17 protein-coding genes are annotated in these 16,761 nt (G+C 45.8%); all 17 read right to left on the bottom strand.

Going from position 1 to position 16,761, the window contains the following annotated elements; translation table 11 throughout:
- Nucleotides 1–185: 185 nt before the first annotated feature.
- The 17 genes from pduL to yfmF all read right to left on the bottom strand — a co-directional run bounded on the left by pduL (nt 186) and on the right by yfmF (nt 16,644).
- Nucleotides 186–758, bottom strand: coding sequence for a phosphate propanoyltransferase (gene pduL / locus MHB84_RS01120; protein ID WP_053783855.1), 573 nt, complete (start codon nt 756–758; stop codon nt 186–188).
- Nucleotides 759–970: 212 nt separating this feature from the next.
- Nucleotides 971–1,957 carry a dipeptidase gene (locus MHB84_RS01125; RefSeq protein WP_076289546.1) on the bottom strand — a complete coding sequence of 329 codons (987 nt, stop codon included), beginning with the start codon at nt 1,955–1,957 and terminating at the stop codon, nt 971–973.
- A gap of 93 nt (nt 1,958–2,050) precedes the next feature.
- Nucleotides 2,051–2,311, bottom strand: coding sequence for a stage V sporulation protein S (locus MHB84_RS01130; RefSeq protein ID WP_019005392.1), 261 nt, complete (start codon nt 2,309–2,311; stop codon nt 2,051–2,053).
- 117 nt (nt 2,312–2,428) lie between these two features.
- Complete coding sequence (locus MHB84_RS01135) at nt 2,429–3,223, bottom strand: TIGR00282 family metallophosphoesterase (protein WP_024630289.1); 795 nt, start codon at nt 3,221–3,223, stop codon at nt 2,429–2,431.
- A gap of 162 nt (nt 3,224–3,385) precedes the next feature.
- The gene (gene rny, locus MHB84_RS01140) at nt 3,386–4,927 is read right to left on the bottom strand and encodes a ribonuclease Y (RefSeq protein ID WP_062326115.1); all 1,542 of its coding nucleotides are present in this window, start codon (nt 4,925–4,927) and stop codon (nt 3,386–3,388) included.
- A 310-nt stretch (nt 4,928–5,237) separates the two neighbouring features.
- On the bottom strand, nt 5,238–5,975 hold the full coding sequence (locus MHB84_RS01145) for a regulatory protein RecX (protein ID WP_076289545.1): 738 nt from the start codon (nt 5,973–5,975) through the stop codon (nt 5,238–5,240).
- 336 nt (nt 5,976–6,311) lie between these two features.
- Entirely contained in the window at nt 6,312–7,376 is a 1,065-nt protein-coding gene (gene recA, locus MHB84_RS01150) for a recombinase RecA (protein WP_076289544.1), read from the bottom strand.
- A gap of 239 nt (nt 7,377–7,615) precedes the next feature.
- Nucleotides 7,616–8,872, bottom strand: coding sequence for a competence/damage-inducible protein A (locus MHB84_RS01155; protein WP_076289543.1), 1,257 nt, complete (start codon nt 8,870–8,872; stop codon nt 7,616–7,618).
- A 107-nt stretch (nt 8,873–8,979) separates the two neighbouring features.
- Nucleotides 8,980–9,567, bottom strand: coding sequence for a CDP-diacylglycerol--glycerol-3-phosphate 3-phosphatidyltransferase (pgsA, locus tag MHB84_RS01160; protein WP_063566359.1), 588 nt, complete (start codon nt 9,565–9,567; stop codon nt 8,980–8,982).
- Nucleotides 9,568–9,888: 321 nt separating this feature from the next.
- Complete coding sequence (locus MHB84_RS01165; protein ID WP_017689115.1) at nt 9,889–10,380, bottom strand: YajQ family cyclic di-GMP-binding protein; 492 nt, start codon at nt 10,378–10,380, stop codon at nt 9,889–9,891.
- A gap of 153 nt (nt 10,381–10,533) precedes the next feature.
- Nucleotides 10,534–10,734, bottom strand: coding sequence for a hypothetical protein (locus MHB84_RS01170; protein WP_143764708.1), 201 nt, complete (start codon nt 10,732–10,734; stop codon nt 10,534–10,536).
- A gap of 38 nt (nt 10,735–10,772) precedes the next feature.
- Entirely contained in the window at nt 10,773–11,837 is a 1,065-nt protein-coding gene (locus MHB84_RS01175; protein ID WP_076289542.1) for a helix-turn-helix domain-containing protein, read from the bottom strand.
- Between the two features lie 66 nt (nt 11,838–11,903).
- Nucleotides 11,904–12,671 carry a DUF3388 domain-containing protein gene (locus tag MHB84_RS01180; RefSeq protein WP_024630282.1) on the bottom strand — a complete coding sequence of 256 codons (768 nt, stop codon included), beginning with the start codon at nt 12,669–12,671 and terminating at the stop codon, nt 11,904–11,906.
- Nucleotides 12,672–12,868: 197 nt separating this feature from the next.
- Nucleotides 12,869–13,132, bottom strand: a complete 264-nt coding sequence (locus MHB84_RS01185) for a DUF3243 domain-containing protein (protein WP_062833846.1) — start codon at nt 13,130–13,132, stop codon at nt 12,869–12,871.
- A gap of 175 nt (nt 13,133–13,307) precedes the next feature.
- On the bottom strand, nt 13,308–14,078 hold the full coding sequence (gene ymfI / locus MHB84_RS01190; RefSeq protein WP_076289541.1) for an elongation factor P 5-aminopentanone reductase: 771 nt from the start codon (nt 14,076–14,078) through the stop codon (nt 13,308–13,310).
- Between the two features lies 1 nt (nt 14,079).
- A complete protein-coding gene (gene yfmH, locus MHB84_RS01195) occupies nt 14,080–15,360 on the bottom strand; it encodes an EF-P 5-aminopentanol modification-associated protein YfmH (protein ID WP_076289540.1) in 1,281 nt (426 codons plus the stop codon).
- A gap of 3 nt (nt 15,361–15,363) precedes the next feature.
- Nucleotides 15,364–16,644 carry an EF-P 5-aminopentanol modification-associated protein YfmF gene (gene yfmF / locus MHB84_RS01200; RefSeq protein ID WP_076289539.1) on the bottom strand — a complete coding sequence of 427 codons (1,281 nt, stop codon included), beginning with the start codon at nt 16,642–16,644 and terminating at the stop codon, nt 15,364–15,366.
- Nucleotides 16,645–16,761 lie beyond the last annotated feature (117 nt).

Raw genomic sequence — 16,761 nt, forward strand, 5'->3', positions numbered from 1 at the left:
GTAGTTCCACATCCAAAGCCGCTGCCTCTTCGCCTCATTCGAAATCCCCGCCGGTGTGCTAAACAGCCCGAAAACACAAAAACCTGAGCTATCCTCAGGTCGAATGTAGCGACGCTGTGGATATACTCAGGTTTATAAGTTCATTCAAACCGCCAGGATCACGGCTGAAGATTGGTTCCATGTGATTAGTCGATGATTTCAGCAGTATCGCCGTTACGAGCGCCAGCTGCATTAGCTTCATCCGTATCAATATGCATGTCCAGTGCAAAGGAATCCGATACACGAGCCAGTACATTTTCCAGTACCAGACCACGATCTCCACCCAGACGAACTTTCAGCAATTGTTTGTCCTCAATACCCCATTTAGCAGCATCAGAAGTATGGAAGTGGATGTGACGAGCAGCAACGATAACACCTTTATCGATTGTAACTTCGCCAGCAGGTCCTTTAATTGTGATACCTGGAGTACCTTCGATGCTTCCGGATTCACGTACAGGTGCCTTAACACCAATAGCGAAAGAGTCTGTCATCGAGATTTCCAGTTGCGTTTCCGGACGAACAGGTCCAAGGATACGCACTTTATCAAACTGTCCTTTTGAACCAATAACCGCTACTGTTTCGTTAGCAGCATATTGTCCTGGTTGGGACAGAGGTTTAAACTCAGTCAATTCGTAGCCTTTACCAAACAAAATTTCAACGTGCTCTTGAGATACATGAATGTGACGGGCAGACACGCCCACAGGTACTGTTTTGCTCATTGTGAATTTCACTCCTTGTTTATCTATGGCCTGTAGCCAGGCTCTTAACAATCCTATGGTATTATACCCCTTTTTGAGGTGAAATGAAAACGAACTGCTGAAAATTCATGAAATACACTTATTTTGCAATCATTAATCCCTAACATTTGGTAAATCCGTCTAAGATGTACGACTTTTGCTTTCAGCTCGTTTAATTCAGATGGCCAACAGTATCATGATTTCCCATGTTCCATCTTCAAATTTTTCTCCGGCAAGTTTTCTCCTAAATAACTCATCGCATTGCCCCACATCCAACCTCGAACGATTGATTCGTCGTAGTGCTTGAGCAGCGTATTTATCAGCTTTGGATACTGCCCGGTATGTTCAAGCTCATGGATATACGTAGCAATTCCGTCAAAATCAGACCCCATCATCAGATGATGCTCCCCACCCAGGGAACATATCCGTTCAATATGAGGCAGTAGATTCTCAATACATACTTCGCCTTCTTGCTTCACAAACCACGGCACAAACGTCAGTCCGATGCGCCCTTCCCGGGCAATAATAGCTCGAATCTGATCATCCTTCAAATTACGCACATGCGGGCAGATGGCATAACTGTTGGAATGCGAAGCGATAAAAGGACGTTCACTAAGGTCAGCAAGTTCCCAAAAGCCTTTTTCGGTCAGATGCGAAACATCCAGCAGCATGCCGATTTGGTTACACAGTTGAACCAGCTCCCTGCCCTTCTCCGTAAGTCCCGCTCCACGCTTCTCTAGTACACCATCAGCTGCCCAATTGGCATAGTTCCAGGTAAGCCCAACGATCCGTACACCCATTTGATAACATAACTCCAGATAAAAGAGATTGCCTTCCAGTCCATCTACACCCTCAAGTGTGAGTAGCCCCCATGGTCTGTCCGTCTGCCCGATCTGCGTAAGCTGTTCTCGCCATAATAATGTATGTGTGCCTTCAGTTCGTTCTTTGGTTATCTCCACTCGCTTGCGGTAGATGTCCAACTGTCCCATCACATGTTCAAACTTGCCTCTGCCAAGCACTTCGGGCAAATAGATTGCAAAGGCCTGTAAACCAATGTTACCTTCCCTCATACGTTCCAGATTCACATCCAGCTGTGAAGCATTTTCAAATGAATGGCTAGGGTTCATCAGCATTTTACTCAAAGCATCACAATGAAAATCGGCTACTCGCCAGTTGTGCATCACAATCTCTCCTTCTACACGGTTATGTTATGGAATTAAAACGCAAAAAAACCTGTCTACTTCGTAAACAGGTTCAATGCATAAACGCATGTATTATCTGGGCTCCACAATCAGCTTAATGGCCGTTCGGTCCTCGCCGTCGATCACAATGTCTGTAAAAGCTGGAATACAAATCAAGTCAACTCCGCTTGGTGCTACAAATCCCCGGGCTATCGCTACCGCTTTAATGGCTTGGTTCAGTGCTCCCGCTCCAATTGCCTGCAGTTCAGCATTTCCACGTTCACGAAGAACACCTGCAAGAGCGCCGGCTACGGAATTGGGATTGGACTTTGCTGAAACTTTTAATACTTCCATGGTAAGTACCTCCCTGGGAATGTTGAATGTTTGTTTCCACTTACTAGATGTTATTCGCGGGAGGCAAAAAAATTCCTTCTTTTTAGACGGGTTTCCCTGCAAAATGGGACAATACCCCTATTCCATGCGCCACTCGTCCTCCATCAGACGAATTTTCTCAATGCGTGTTGCAGCACCTGTGGCTTCATCAATCTCCACAAATACACCGTGGAAATGCCATTTGCCATCATCAACAACAAATCGTACCGGAAGCTGAGTGTAGAACTTGCGAAGCACCGCTTCACGCTCCATGCCCAATATGCCGTCACGCGGCCCCACCATACCCGCGTCGGTTAAATAAGCTGTTCCTCCAGGCAAAATACGATCATCGTTGCTCTGCACATGTGTATGTGTACCTACGACCAGCGATGCACGTCCATCCAGATGCCAGCCCATGGCAATCTTCTCTGACGTGGCTTCAGCATGCATATCGACTAGTATGCATTTATGGTCTTGACGCAGTTCATCCACAATCTCATCGGCAACGCGGAATGGACAATCCAGAGCAGGCAGGAACGTCCGGCCCTGCAGGTTGACAATCGCCAGCTCCTTGCCTTCTCCTTTGACTACCGTGTACCCTCTGCCTGGCGTTCCCGGAGGGAAGTTCGCAGGACGAATCATACGTGGCTCATCATCTATAAAATCAAATATGTCCTTATTGTCCCAGGTATGGTTACCAAGGGTGATGCCATGCACACCCCAGTTGAAAAATTCATTCGCAATGGCCCCAGTAATTCCCCGGCCTGCCGCTGCATTTTCCCCATTTACAATGACCACATGTGGCTTATACTTCGTTTTGAGGTAGGGCAAGTTCTCCTTCAGTGCCTTACGCCCCACATTCCCCACAATATCACCAATAAACAAAACTTTCATTTTACTGCCTCCTTAATCCCTACCAAGCGCAGCCTTCTTCAAAGCATCCGAAACTTCGCAGGACCTCTATCTCTTGCTCATCAATTTTATTATAAAAATGCCTTTTAACAGGCTATCAACAGGAAAAGTGGCCCACTACTGCGGCCACTTTTCCGTAATGCTCTATTTTGCGTATTCAACCGCACGGGTTTCCCGGATGACGGTGACCTTGATGTGACCCGGATAATCGAGTTCGTTCTCGATCATCTTCGTGATGTCACGTGCGAGGCGGAAGGCTTCAGCATCGTCGATTTTCTCAGGCTGTACCATGACGCGAACTTCGCGTCCGGCCTGAATGGCATACGATTTCTCGACACCTTCGAACGATTCCGAAATTTCTTCCAGCTTCTCCAGTCGTTTGATATACGTTTCCAGCGTTTCGCGGCGTGCGCCTGGTCTTGCTGCGGAGAGCGCATCTGCTGCGCCAACCAACATGGCAATAACCGAAGTCGCTTCGCAATCCCCGTGATGGGACGCGATACTGTTGATTACAACCGGATGTTCTTTGTATTTCTTCGCTAGTTCCACGCCGATTTCGACGTGTGATCCTTCCACTTCGTGATCCAGCGCTTTACCAATGTCATGCAATAGACCTGCACGTCTTGCTAGGGTTACGTCTTCTCCGAGTTCGCCAGCCATCAATCCAGCCAGATAAGCGACTTCCATCGAATGTTTCAAGACGTTTTGACCGTAGCTTGTACGGAACTTCAACCGGCCCAGAATTTTAATCAAGTCCGGATGCAGACCATGCACGCCCACTTCAAAGGTAGCTTGCTCACCGTATTCACGGATACGCTCATCCACTTCTTTGCGGGATTTCTCCACCATCTCTTCAATCCGTGCCGGGTGAATACGTCCATCAGCCACCAGTTTTTCGAGGGCAGTACGGGCGATTTCACGGCGAATCGGGTCAAAGCCCGACAGAATAACAGCTTCTGGCGTATCATCGATAATGAGGTCAATCCCTGTAAGGGTTTCAAGCGCACGGATGTTACGTCCTTCACGACCGATAATCCGGCCTTTCATTTCTTCATTTGGCAAAGTAACAACGGATACCGTTGTTTCGGCCACGTGGTCAGCCGCACAGCGTTGGATAGCGAGTGTAATAATCTCGCGGGACTTTTTGTCCGCTTCTTCCTTCGCTTGCTGTTCAATGTCCTTGATCATTTGAGCCGTCTCATGACGAACTTCCTGTTCTACGTTGGACAGTATGATACTGCGTGCGTCTTCCATAGTGAGGTTGGATATGCGCTCCAGCTCCGTCACCTGGTTTTTGTAGATCATCTCGATCTGCTGCTGTGTCTCATCAATTCGTTTCTCTTTGTTAGCCACTTGCTCTTCTTTACGTTCGAGTGATTCCAATTTTTTATCCAGCGACTCTTCTTTTTGCAACAATCGTCTTTCTTGTCGTTGAATTTCGTTCCGACGTTCACGAGTGTCTTTTTCAGCTTCGGCGCGAATGCGATGGATTTCGTCCTTCGCTTCCAGCACCGTTTCTTTCTTCAGTGCCTCTGCCTCTTTCTTCGCGTTCTCCACGATTTGCACGGCAGCTTGTTCCGCACTGGAGATTTTAGCCTCTGCAAGAGATTTGCGAATAAAATACCCTACTCCGAACCCAATAACGAGCGCGGCCACAACGAGAACGATCGTGATTACGATGTCCATACTGTTCACCTCCTCGTTGGTTCCTCCAAGGCACTCCTTGGGTCAATTTGTTGTTTTCAAGCCTTACATATTTTTGGGAATAACGAATACTCACGGCGATCCCCCGCCGATTTTCATTTCACATGTACATGCTTCCATGTACTATTCACCGTTTCCAGCGAACCCATAATCATGAATGGTATAAATCTTAAAAAACAGAAACCGCTTTTTTGGAAGGAAAAAGGGTTGTCCATTTCTTACAGACTCATGTCCATTTTAGTATTTGACGAAAGAAATTGTCAAGAGAATGCAGTATAGTGGGTCCAGTCTGCTAATCCCATAACAACGCTTCGTCATCTTCGAGGTCTTTAGCCTCGTCTTCTTCAATTAAACAATTCACGACCCGACGCACCATATCCATGGAAAAACCTCGTCGCATCAAGAAGGGAAGCGTTTTACGTTTCTTCTCCTGGATGTCTCCTTTGACCTGATTCCATTTTTTGCGTCCGGCGGTTAGAGCCGTCTCATATTCCGCATCTGTACTTACACCTTCCAGCGCTTCAGCAATTAGCTCATTGGCAATGCCCTTCTGACGCAGCTCTTGCCTTATCCACAGTTTTCCCTTCCGCTGGCCCTCCATACGCTGACGAGTCCATTCCTTCGCAAACAGTTCGTCATCGACCAAGTTCTCCCGCTCAAGCCGATCCAGGGCCTCTTCAATCAACGATGCAGCAAACTCTTTCTGACGCAGCTTCTGACTTAATTCGTGGCGTGTGCGGGGTTTATGCTCCAGATATCGCAAAGACTGCACATACGTCCGCTGTCGCTCGTCAGCAATAATGATATCTTCCAAGTCCTTTTTCAGAAACGTATTTCCCCGGGTCATCCGATATTTAATCATTACATCTTCAAGCACCGTAATTGAATATAAACCAAAGGTAATTCGGTAACGAGCTTCCCTGCTCTTCGTTCGTTCAACTCGTGTAATGATAAGTTCTTCGTTATCCGGGAATTGGGAGATTCCCTCCAGCTTGGCTTCTTCATATAAATCATCTTCATGTTGATCCATTTCGGTCTCCCCTTCCACATCATTTGATACTTGTATCACCTGGTGTCTACTGATAGCACAGAACAAAACAAAAGACTTTCTTGAATCCGATTAGCAGATCTCCGACGGAGATAACACAGATAAACTGCATACGTTTAGAGCGTAATTTCACAGAGACACCAGATGTAATACAAAAGGCCGGAAACAATGTCCGGCCTCTCCCTAACAGAAAACGTACTAACAGCCCCTGCCCATTCGGACAGAGGCTGTTGGACAGCGCGAGCGCACACCTTACCCCATTAGCCTAGATCTAGATCGAGCCAAGATCACTCAGACAAGTTTCGGGGATTCAGAGCATTACTCGTTAATTTCAAACAATTCTTGTTCTTCTGCCGCTTCTTTTTGTTGATCTTCAGTCGTAGGCACAGGAACTGCAGTAGTCAAGTTGCTGGCTACACGGATTTTTTGCTCGATTACTTGAGCAATATCTTGATGCTCTTTCATGAACTGCTTGGCGTTCTCACGTCCTTGACCTAAACGCTCGCCTTCGTAAGAGTACCACGCACCACTTTTGTTCACGATGTCCAGCTCTGTACCAATATCAATGATACTGCCTTCTCTCGAAATACCTTCACCGTACATAATGTCCACTTCCGCTTGTTTAAACGGTGGTGCCACTTTGTTTTTTACAACTTTGATACGAGTACGGTTACCGATGATGTCATTGCCTGATTTAATACTCTCAATACGACGTACATCCAGACGTACTGTAGAGTAGAATTTCAGGGCACGACCACCAGGTGTTGTCTCCGGGTTACCAAACATAACACCGACTTTTTCACGAAGCTGGTTGATGAAGATTGCGATGGTTTTGGATTTGCTGATTGCACCAGACAGTTTACGCAGCGCCTGAGACATCAGACGTGCTTGCAAACCGACATGGGAATCACCCATTTCGCCTTCAATTTCCGCTTTTGGTACCAATGCAGCAACCGAGTCAATAACGACAATATCTACAGCTCCACTACGTACAAGCGCTTCTGCAATTTCAAGCCCTTGCTCACCCGTATCTGGCTGAGACAGAAGCAACTCATCAATGTTAACACCCAGTTTGCTTGCGTATTGCGGGTCAAGAGCATGCTCTGCATCGATAAATGCAGCTTGTCCACCCACCCGTTGTACTTCAGCAATCGCATGCAATGCTACAGTTGTTTTACCGGAAGATTCTGGTCCATATATTTCAACAATACGGCCTTTAGGCAAGCCGCCTGTTCCTAATGCAATATCCAGAGCTAAGGAACCGCTGGGTATGATTTCCACTTGCATATGAGTCGACTCACCCAGTTTCATGATGGATCCTTTACCAAATTGCTTCTCTATTTGACGGAGCGCCATATCAAGCGCGGCACGACGGTCTGACAATAAGCTCACACCCTTTACTGTTTATAAGATAATGATACCTTGTTTTAACACGTTTGCCAAGCTTTTTTTCGAACATACATTCGTTTTTTTTGTGAAGGCCGAGGCGCCTCTTCCTCAAGCAAACTTTCCATTAAACAGAAAAAAGAACCGTAAACAAGGCTGTAAAGCCTGATTCTACGGTTCTTCCGTCTTCCTTTATTATACTTGCTTGCCTTAGCAAATGCAATCCGAGCTATGAACTAGTCCATCTCCACAAGTTTGCGCCACAAACGGTAAAGAATCGCCTTCGCTGAACGGATCCGCACCGTCTCCCGATTGCCATTAATGCGCAGTTCATGAATTTCTGTCTCTTTACCACGTTGAGCCAGAGCGATGAAAACAAGTCCTGGTGGTTTGCGTTCAGAATAACCAGGTCCCGCTACACCTGTAACCGACAGACCGAAGTCGGCATCCCCAATCATGCGAATCTGTTCTGCCAGCACTTTGGCGACTTCCGGACTCACTGCGCCCGGTGCATCTTCACCTTCTAGGTAGGCATGTGGCACATGGAGCAGCTTCTCCTTAATTTCATTGGAGTAACATACTATTCCACCCTTAAGCATCGAAGCACTGCCAGGGACTGACGTCAGACTTTGCATGACGAGCCCTCCTGTGCAGCTCTCAGCCGCGCTAAGGGTCAGACCCATATCAGACATCATCGTTACAATTGTGTACTCTATAGGCACATCCTCGTTCGCGTAGAGATGCTCTGGCAATCGTTCCCGGATCTGAACTTCCATTGCGTCCAGCTTCAGCTTCGCCTCACTCTCACTTGGAGCCTTTGTAGATACACGTACCGTAACTTCTCCCTCACTGGCATAAGGAGCAATCGTTGGATCTGTCTGCGTATCAATCAGATCCAGGAGTCGGTCTTCCAATGCCGATTCTCCGATCCCTGCAAACTTCAGCATTTTTGAGTAAATCGGCATTTCTTCTGTTAGTACATGCTGGAACAGCCAAGGTTTAACTTCCTGTTCAAACATTGGAATCAGCTCTTTCGGCGGTCCAGGCATCACTACATAATGTTTGCCATTGTCGGAAATCGCATTTCCTGCGGCAAGGCCTGTTTCGTTCGCCAGCGGTGTCCCACCTTCTATAACGATCGCCTGACGGCGATTATTTTCGGTCATGTCCACATTACGATCTCTGAAGAAGCTCTCGATTTTGTCCATAGCCATTCGATCTATATGCAGCTTGCGGTTCAAGACCGCCGCGATCGCATCCTTGGTCAGATCATCCTGTGTGGGACCGATGCCCCCGGAAAATAAAATGACGTCTGCACGACCCTGGGCGATGCGAATAGCGTCACTTAGTCGATTAAGGTTATCACCAACCACCGTTTGGAAATATACATCAATCCCGATCGCAGCCAATTCACGGGATAGATATCGGGCATTGGTATTCACAATTTGTCCAAGCAACAATTCTGTGCCAACTGCAATGATTTCTGCCTTCATTCAGCATCCTCCTGTACACGTGGTGAGTGATCAAAGGGCAATAGGATAATTTCCTATTGCCCTTCGTACAAATGATTTCTTCATGCTTACCCATTTAACCTCAAACGTTACGCTTTTGATAAATGAAGCAAATTTTTGTTTTTGATAAAGTAATCAATACCTGACCAAATTGTAATGATCGCTGCAGCCCAAACGGCAATAACGTCCATGTGAATACCCGTAAATGAGAACGGGAAATTATTCAACAACAGCAGCACAATCGCCACAATTTGCACGACGGTTTTCAGTTTGCCCCAGGCACTTGCTGCAACAACCGAACCATCCAATAATGCAATCTGACGCAAGCCGGTAACCGCAAACTCACGACTAATAATGACCACAGCAATCCAGGAATCCAACTTGCCCATTTCCACAAGTGAAATCAGCACCGCAGTAACCAACAACTTGTCAGCCAGCGGATCAAGCAATTTCCCTAGGTTGGTGACCATATTATTTTTCCGCGCCAGATAGCCATCAATTCCATCCGTGCTTGCTGCAATGATAAAAATGACAGCAGCAATCAACTGATTATACGGAAGTGATAAACTTCCCAATTGCAACGGCTCTGGATAAAACGGAAAATCTACGAGCAGGAACACCATCAAAAAAGGGATTAAGCAAATTCGTGCAAGCGTAATCCGGTTGGGTAAATTCACAAGACGCCCTCCCTCTTATCCTCCATTACTCCAAACATTCATCTTAATCCCGTATTCATCATCCGGAACATGAAATGTACAGTTTCACTGTCAATCAGCACTAAAGTGCTCTCACTATGTAAAAACGCAAAAAATAAAGTCAACCGTTCAAACGCAAAACCGTTTTAACGTTCCGGTGACTTTCAGAAGATGTACTGCTTTTCACAAAGTCAGCAAACGATGATGACTGGGCTTTGATGCTTATCTGCCAGCAATGCACACTTAGTATAATATACGCCAATTGTAGTGTCAAAAAACATACCTTGCTACAAAGAGGAGATATTACTTAAAGTTTGTATATTGCAGATCCAGAGGTAGATTGGCACCGTTCAACAACTGCATAACTGCTTGCAAATCATTCTTACTTTTACCTGTTACCCGGAGCTGATCTCCCTGAATCTGACTCTTCACCTTCATCTTAGAGTCACGAATCAGAATATTAATTTTTTTAGCGATATCCTGATCAATCCCCTGCTTGAAATTCAAACGCTGGCGGACTGTACCTGAAGAAGCTGGTTCTACTTTTGCATAATCAATGTTTTTTAGAGGTAAACCCCGCTTAGCCATCTTGGATTGTAATACATCGATAACAGCCTTGAGTTTGGTCTCATCATCAGATACGATCGTTAACGCATCCTTATCCAGTTTCAGACTGCTCTTGCTGCCCTTGAAGTCATAACGCGTGCCAATTTCCTTTTCCGTTTGTGTAACGGCATTTGTCAATTCCTGCAAGTCCATTTTGGACACGATATCAAATGAATTTTCTGAACTCAAACCAGTCACCCTTTCAGTTAATCATATGTTCTGTAACATTATAGAGGATACGCCAAGCAAAAGTCTAATTTTATGAGGTTTTTCAAAATAAAAAAGCATTTTTGGCTGCCACTTATGATGGTTGCCAAAAATGCTTTTTGTGCGGCTGTCCTTCTAATAACGGCTGCGATTAGGTTGTCTGAACATGTCAAGCACACCCAGAAGTACATGTGCAAGTCCAAAACCCAAAATTCCGTAACCCCAAGCAGTTGGAGTCAAGTAATAACCCAGGAGGCTGACAATGATCCCCAAACCTGTTACGATCCAGCTGACTGTCACAGCCATCCACCTCACTTCACCAAAAGTTGACTGCAAGTTGAAGACAAGGTTAGTGTCTCCCGCAGAAACTTTGGTTATTCGCCGCTAGTGCCGGTGCTTCCTTCCGTATTGCTTCCTGTTTCATTCGTCGTTGTGCCTTCAGTACCAGTGGAGGACGTATCCTCACCAAGTCTTAACCGAATGCGGTTCGTCGCTTTCCCGTCTGTCACAACCTGCCCTGCAACCTCAATTGTGGTCGCTGCAGCGTAACCGGACTTAATGTACATTCCTGCACTGTCCAATTCAAAAGTATAACTGTCTCCCTCAGCGGTGTTGCCGTATTCCAACTTCTCGCCACTAGAGTTCTCGCCCTTGTATACTTCCAGCCAACTATGCCCCGTTGCTTTAATTGTAACCGTCACAGGCTGCCCTGCACTGCCGTTCACTTTGAAGTTCGTAATATTGCCTGATTTTCCGTCTTCAGCAACAGTTACAGAAGCTGGCTGATTGTCTGTTGGGTTCTCTTCATTTTCACCCGTTGTTTGACCATCCGTCTGTCCGTCAGTTTGTCCGTCAGTTTGTCCGTCAGGCTGCCCCTCTGCTGTTCCGCCACCGTTACCGCCTGCTTCGCCTTCATTCGTTTCTCCGCTACCTGGTTCATTAGCTGGAGGATTAGAAGCTTGGCCATTATCTGTAGGCTCATCCGGTTTATCTTGAGGTTGCTGCTGGCTGTCTGTGATCTTCGTCTGATCCAGCCCTTGTGTATCCGAATCATCTTTGTTCATCACTACATACACGTACAACAGCACAAGAATTAATACCGGAAAAGTCCACATCAGCGCAACAGACATCCAGCGGTTACTGCGCTCTACCGGGCGGCTTGAACGCTTTTGAATAACTGGCTCCATGGTTGCTTCCGTTTCTTCTGCAGGTACATCTTTCTTATGTCCCTCCAGCAGCTCATCAGGATTTAGTCCCACCGTTTCCGCATAGGTTTTGATAAATGCACGCACATAGAAGCTGCCAGGCAGCACTTTGTAGTCTCCTGCCTCTATTGCCTCCAAATACCTCTTGCGAATTTTAGTCATTTCCTGTACATCGTCAAGACTCATCCCTTTTTGCAGCCGGGCCTCCCTTAACTGCTGACCCAGTTCAGACATGCCATCTCCTCCTTATGTTTATCTCTATGGTTGTTGCTTATCTATTTCATGATCCCGTACGGAGCGTTACAATTCGTCGGTGTAGCTGGCCGTAAACGTATCATAAATAATTTCTTCATTCGGATTGTTGCGCAGTTCAATAATAATGTCAAAATCATTAAAATCATATTCAGACTCCTGCACAAAAATATCCGGATGTTCAATAACCTTGGTGCTTGGCATCGTCATGATGTCCTGTAACAGATTATAATGCCGTTCGCTTGAACGAATCGTACTGACAATTCCGTCAATGATAAACACATTGTTTGGATTCAATTCGTCTTCTGACATCTGGCTTCTTATGGTCTGACGAAGAAGTGTGGAGGAAACAAACGTCCAGCGCTTCATCGCACATACGCTGCCTGCAATAATGGATTCCGTTTTGCCTACACGTGGCATTCCACGCAAACCAATGACTTGATTGCCTTCCCTCTTAAATACTTCACCCAAAAAGTCCACAAGTAACCCAAGTTCGTCCCGCGTAAAACGAAATGTTTTGCGATCATCCGAATCACGATCAATATAACGACCATGACGGACAGCGAGAATATCTACCAGTTTCGGTTGACGCAAAGCAGACACAGTTATGCTGTTCACTTTGCCAAGCATTTCACCCAGCAGACGGATCTTCTCATCATCGTCCGATTCCAAAAGCATCCCCCGGGTTTTGCCTTCAACACCGTTGATGGTCAATATATTTACTTCAAGCATTCCCAGCATAGAGGCAATATCCCCCAAAAGGCCGGGTCTGTTCTTATGTATTTTATACTCCATATACCATTGTTTAGATTCCATTTAAACACCCCGTAAAGCATTATTCCACATTATTCGACAGTAACAGAACGCGTCCATTGGACGACAATCTGAGATATCTTCTAAAAATGGGTCACGTTAATGATATATAAAATGAAAATGAATTACAAGAACAGGTCTGTAATCAATGTGTAATCATTAGAGAAAAGCCCCCTTGCGGGAGCTTTCCATCTGTAATCTTATGCGTTTTGTTTGGCCAATTTGACCATCAGGCACGCGATCGTACGACGCTCATCTGCATCGCCGACATCCCATAATTCTTTCAATGCCCGGTTGGAATGGTTCGCCGGATCGACTTTCTCATCCAGGAAGTCACCGATTTCGTATGCAAGTTTGTTGATGGTATCTTCACTCATCCCCATCTTCTCTGCTTGCAGCACGCGGTCACCCAAAAACTTCTTCCATGTGTCAAAACTTGAGAGCACTGTTTTTTCTGTTGACATGATAAATCCTCCTTAGCTGACGCATGAGATTTAAAATCAACAGTTGTAATATGTGCTTCCCGGACATTTTATATACGAGCATTTTTGAATTAATCGAAGATCATCTACAAATCATTAATTTCCATCAAGAAACTACCCCGTATTTAAAACAAAATTGATTGCGCGCCCCCATATATTACGTGAGCCAGCCACCATTTGGACTTATAATCTGCCCATTAATGTATCCAGACTCGGGAAGTGCAAGGAAGTAGACCAGTGATGAGATTTCATCTGGCTGGGCAAGTCTTCCTGCCGGAATTTCCTCTTCCAGCATTTTTAGTTCATCCTGGTCCAGATGGTTCAACATGGATGTTTGAACTGCACCAGGAGCTACAGCATTCACCGTTACGCCAGATGGAGCCAGCTCTTTGGCAAGAGCCTTGGTGAAAGCATTTACACCGCCTTTGGTTGTAGAATACAACACCTCACAAGAGGCACCCGACAGTCCCCAGATAGACGACACGTTAATAATTCGACCATATCTTTGGGAGATCATGTGAGGCATCATTTCCTGTGTGCACAAGAACGTGCCCTTCAGATTGATCGCCATCACTTCGTCCCAGATTTCTTCAGTAACATCGGACAGCATTCCATAATGAGATATCCCTGCATTATTCACCAGAATATCCGGCATCAGCCCATGTGATTCCAGCTTCTCACGCATACGTTCAATTTGCTCCCGACTGCGTAGATCAGCAGACACCGTCATGACTTTACCACTGCCTTGTTCCATGCACCTTCTCGCCGCTTCATTAGCTGCTTCATGCGATTTCATATAGTGAATCACTACATTCATGCCCACCTTGGCAAAACGCTCTGCGATAGCTGCTCCAATGCCTCCGCTCGCGCCTGTTACAAGTACTGTCATTTCTCCAATTGGCTTCAATTGTCCTGTTCCCCTCTCCATATTAAGGACTCACGACAAGCGATATCGCCAGTTGATCCCAACGAATATGCTCTTTCAATCTGCGGTTTACCTCTTCCAGTGTGAGCGATTCATACATCGAGAGCATGTTGAAAAAATTACCACCACGGAATTGCTGACGCGTGAATTCATTCGCAATGTTTTCTGGTGAATTGAGCATACGCAAATATCCACCTATTTTCTTTTTGCGTGCGCGCTCAAAGTCGGTTGCATCAAATCCCTTTTCCACAATAGCATCGACTTCTTCACGAATACGCGCAAGCAGTTGATCCGGGTCTTTGGTATCCCCGCCAATAGCAGAAAAAGCATATTGCGGCGAACTGTTATATTCATGCCCAAAACTGTCCGAAATCAGGTCTTCATCGTACAATTTTTGAAATAGCGGGGTACTGGAACCAAATAACAGATCCATCATTAGTTTAGTTGTCATATCCCGGCGCAGCAGGTCTTCTCCAGTAAGTCCCACTTCAGTTTCCTTAAAACCAAACAAACATTTGGGCAGGGAAACGGCCAATTTGGATTCACGTCTAGCTTCGCCCACTTGCTTAGGTTCTTGTTCGAAAATCCGCTCGATTTTCCCTTGAGGCTTGTAATTTTTCTTCGCCTGGTTCGAACGAACCATATCGATCACTTCCTGCGGATCTACTCCACCCACGACAAACAGAAGCATATTGCTTGGATGATAAAAAGAGTTGTAACACGTGTACAACGTTTCTTTGGTTATAGTACCAATGGATTCAACGGTTCCGGCGATATCAATATGCACAGGATGTTTCTGATACATCGCCTCAATCAGGCCAAAATAAACGCGCCAATCCGGATTATCCGCATACATATTAATTTCCTGTGCGATGATCCCTTTTTCCTTTTCCACATTCTGATCGGTGAAGTAAGGATTTTGCACAAAATCAACTAATGTTTGTATATTTTCATTGACATGTTCCGTTGCCGAAAACAAATAAACCGTCTGATCGAAACTGGTAAAAGCATTGGCAGAAGCTCCATGAGAAGCAAATGTAGCGAAAATATCTCCTGTTGGTTCTTCAAACATTTTGTGTTCCAGAAAATGGGCAATTCCGTCCGGAACCTTCACTTCCTCTTGTCCTTCAACCTTAAAATGATTGTCCACCGAGCCGTATTTGGTTGCAAATGTGGCATATGTTTTCTGGAAACCCGGTTTAGGCAGAATATAAACATGCAGCCCGTTATCCATCACTTCGTAATATAGCGTTTCCTGCAAACGATCGTATGTTATGCTCTCCACCGACTATTCCCCCTTCTCATCACGCAAGAAATAAATCGTATCCAGACGGAATTTCTCTGCCGCCTCACGAACATTTTCTTTGCTGATCTGTTCTACCTGGGCCAGCAGTTCCTCGGCGGTTCGTTCTTTGCCGGATAATTGTCGATTAAAATCATAAGCAATCAGCTCAAATGCAGAATCCTGCATTTCCTTGAGCAAATTACGGATCATCGCCTTGGTCTGGGACATCTCCAGGTCAGTGATATTCCCATTCTTCATTTCATCCAGCTGCTGCTTGATAATCATGACGGCTTTTTCGTAATTGGGGATTTCTATCCCGGATTGGATCGTTGCAATCCCTTTATGCCCGTCATAACGGGAAGAGGCATAGTACGCCAGACTTTCTTTTTCACGAACATTAACAAACAGCTTGGAATGAGGATATCCTCCGAGAATGCCGTTATACATCAAAGCAGCTGCATACTGAGGGTCACCATAAGTGATAGACGTGCGAAGCCCCATATTGAGCTTACCCTGATTAACATTAAGCCGTTCTACAACGGTTTCTACTTCTTTATCTCCACGAATAGCTTCCTGTGTATGATAGTCAGAAGAGGTCGCTCGTTCTACATTGAAATAACGCTGAACCAGATTCTCTACCTCTTCCAGCGTGGTGTCGCCCACCACATACAAGTCCATACTTGCCTGCTGCAACCATTCCTGATACGAAGCTGTCAATATATCTGGATCAATGCCCGGCAAATCCTTGCGTTCACCAAGCGGGTGCAAGCGGTAAGGTTCGTTTTTACACATCTCCTCAATACTACGTTCCGCAGCATAACGCATCTTGTCATTGACGATGGACTCCAGCATTTTGCGAACAGTCTCCCGCTCAGCTTGTACATAAGAGGTTCTGAAATGTCCATTTTCCTGTGCAGGGCGTGTGAGGACCTCACCTAGAAAAGCAAAAGAACGATCCAACAGCTGCTCGTCTCCGCCAACAAAGGAATCATTAATGGTATCCATACGGAACTGTACGATCTGGTAATCGCCACGTTTATAGACATCAAAGCCAAAACCCGCTCCATACAAATGTTCCAATTGTTCACGAAATTGCGTTGTTTCCGGATAGGATTCGGTCCCGCGCCGAAGTACGAAAGGTGTTAAGGCTACTTTGGTAACCGTATCTTCCTGCAGGGGAACCCCTGCGTAAAGCGAGATCGCAAATGTCTTAAAACGTTTCGTAGGAAGAACATGTATGCGGAATTCTTTCCGGTTTCCTCGTTCAAATCCTGATGTATTCAAATGTCAAAACCCCTTTACGGCGTCATTTATCATGCAATAAGTGAAGCTTAAACGTAACAACCATTTTAACCCATTCAAAAGGCAAGAAGCAACCGAAGTCACGCCTTCTGGTTGCTT

Source organism: Paenibacillus sp. FSL F4-0087 (assembly GCF_038020215.1).
Lineage (GTDB): Bacteria > Bacillota > Bacilli > Paenibacillales > Paenibacillaceae > Paenibacillus > Paenibacillus taichungensis.